The organism is Tardiphaga sp., assembly GCF_041424195.1.
Lineage (GTDB): Bacteria > Pseudomonadota > Alphaproteobacteria > Rhizobiales > Xanthobacteraceae > Tardiphaga.
The window spans coordinates 1-2,396 of record NZ_JBGMOE010000024.1; the positions used below are offsets into that span (position 1 = coordinate 1).

Sequence of the window (2,396 nt, forward strand, 5' to 3'; positions counted from 1 at the left end):
ATATGGCAGCGTGACTCACAACCCAACGCCTCCGGTAGACCCGGCGCGGTTCACTTCCGTGCCTTTCGGGGCAATTATTTGATCCCCGCGGGCACCGTGGGGACGATCTCGTATCGGTACAAACGGATTACCAAGCAATTGAACAAGGACTTCTGGAGCACCGAGTCCGAAATCGCGCATAGCCTCTATGTCGGCTCCTATGGCCGGGACACAGCCGCTCGTGGCGTCAGCGATTTGGACGTGGCGTTCCTCCTACCATCGTCTATCTATTACCAATACGACGCTTATCAGAGCAACGGGCAGTCGGCGCTCCTTCAGGCGGTGAAGAACTCCCTCAACCGCACGTATGCCAATTCCTTTACCGGCGCGGACGGCCAGGTTGTCGCGCTAAATTTCGATGATGGGATCAGGTTCGAGATTTTGCCCGTGTTCGACAATAAAGCGGGCACTTTTACTTTCGCCGACTCCAATGGGGGCGGAAGCTGGCAAACGTGCGATCCGCGCCGGGAAATGTTGGAGTTTCTAGCGCGTGACAAGGCTACGAACGGCAATCTCAAGGGCATCGGGCGCATGGCCCGCATTTGGCGTGACTACCATAGCGTCCCGATTGGAGGCATGCTTATCGATACACTCGCGTACCAGTTTATCGCAAGCTGGCCCCACCGCGACAAGTCGTATCTCTTTCACGACTATCTCGTGCGCGATTTCTTCCTATACCTATCCAACATCGACAGATCCCAGACCTATTGGCGTGCCCCTGGTAGTGGCTCTAACGTGTATCGAAAGGGCAACTTTCAGACGCCGGCAGCGACAGCCTACCAAACCGCGCTGAGTGCTATACATCACGAGTCCAACGACCGGCCCGTCACCGCGCGGAACAAGTGGAGAGAGATTTTTGGATCTACCTATTCGTAACGAGGACGCGCTGCTCGCGCAGGTTCGGGAATGCTTCGGACGGGTCGTGTACTCACATAAGACCCACGAGAAGCAGGGCGATATCTGCGCGGCCACTCTTCGTCGGTTCAAGATCGCCCAGATCGCACTAGCGGCGGTTACAACCTCGGGCACGCTGGCGATCCTCTTCACCGATCAGTTCTGGTTAAAGCTCGTCACTGCCTCGGTTTCGCTGATTACCCTATTCGTTTCAGGCTACATGAAGGGGTTTGACCCCGGAGCGACAGCGCAGAAGCACCGCGATACCGCCGCTGACCTTTGGGCGATACGGGAGTCCTACCTCTCCCTGCTTGCCGATATGAAGGCCGGGGCGATCGGCAACGACGTCGCTCGGGAACGGCGGGATAGCCTGCAAGCCGCCCTGGCAGCGATATACAAGTCAGCGCCGGGCACCAACTTAGAAGCCTATCGCATGGCGCAGAAGGGACTACAGTCGCTGGAGGACTACACGTTCAACGAGGGTGAGATCGACAAGTTTCTGCCTGGGCCGTTGAAGCGCGGCGACTAGCGGCCAACGCTAGCGCAAGCAGCAAGACTACCGCCGGAGAAGCCTGATACTGGTTCACCCGCACATAGACTTATCTGGCCTTCACGTGGCGAAATGCGTTTAGCATCTTGAGCAGCCAAGTCGCGCGAATCTAGCAGCCCGGGCCGTCCCGCTTGGTTGGGGTAAATAGATGCCGACCATTCAAATCATGCTGGTGGGTGGGTGGGTGGGTGGGCGAGCCCGCCCATTAGGTGCTCGGCGTAGCGAGCCTGCATCGAATGCGCGCGCGGCCGTTAAGTCCTGCTTCTCGCCGTATCCTCGTCATTGATCCAGCCTACTAAAGCCCTGACTGACTCATATCAAAGAGCGTCTGAAGCTGGAAACCGGGCAGGGCGCTCTGAGTGTCTGCTTGTGGGTCAGAATGGCGCGGCGTCTCAAGGTAGCGGCAGAAGGTGGGCGGCCCGATCTAACTCCGGCGTCGACATCGGCGGCTCGCCATAGGCGTCCATCAGGTCGTTCTAAAAGCCGCGCAGCAACTCTCGCCGCTACGCCGTGCCATTGGGCTCCACGGAGGGGCGGCGTCGTTGGTTGAGTGCGCCGGTCGGGGTACGTGCTTTCGGCTGGCGTTCTAGTTCGGTATCGGGTCGGACGCGCAATCGTCCCAAACCAGAGATCACGAGATAATCTGCACTGCGCTTGACATCGGACTTACTATATATATATCGGGTTGTGATATATGTTCAGTCATGTCGACGTCCTTCTCTTGGTCGAACGCGCGCGCGTGTATCCGATGGAATGCGGCTGGCAGGTTGTCATCCGCGCCGATCTTGTCGATCCAACGCCGCAGCAGCCGCACGGTCTGGACTATGCGATCATCCTGCAGGACGAGCGCGGGGACCGGATCTGACCTGCCCCCGTCGAGTGGACCGGGTTGATTGTTAGTGGATTATGCTCG

3 protein-coding genes are annotated in these 2,396 nt (G+C 58.3%); all 3 read left to right on the forward strand.

The features are described from left to right. Positions 1–915: hypothetical protein (locus ACEK02_RS02790; protein WP_371420279.1), on the forward strand; the 915-nt coding region annotated here is incomplete at its 5' end. Continuing rightward, complete coding sequence (locus ACEK02_RS02795; RefSeq protein WP_371420280.1) at positions 896–1,462, forward strand: SLATT domain-containing protein; 567 nt, start codon at positions 896–898, stop codon at positions 1,460–1,462. The genes ACEK02_RS02790 and ACEK02_RS02795, both read left to right, overlap by 20 nt. 715 nt (positions 1,463–2,177) lie before the next feature. Further along, positions 2,178–2,348, forward strand: coding sequence for a hypothetical protein (locus tag ACEK02_RS02800; RefSeq protein WP_371420281.1), 171 nt, complete (start codon positions 2,178–2,180; stop codon positions 2,346–2,348). Positions 2,349–2,396: the final 48 nt, after the last annotated feature.

Bases quoted from the DNA above. Each gene is read 5' to 3' on its own strand.
- ACEK02_RS02800 (WP_371420281.1), top strand. From the start codon at position 2,178: ATGTTCAGTCATGTCGACGTCCTTCTCTTGGTCGAACGCGCGCGCGTG.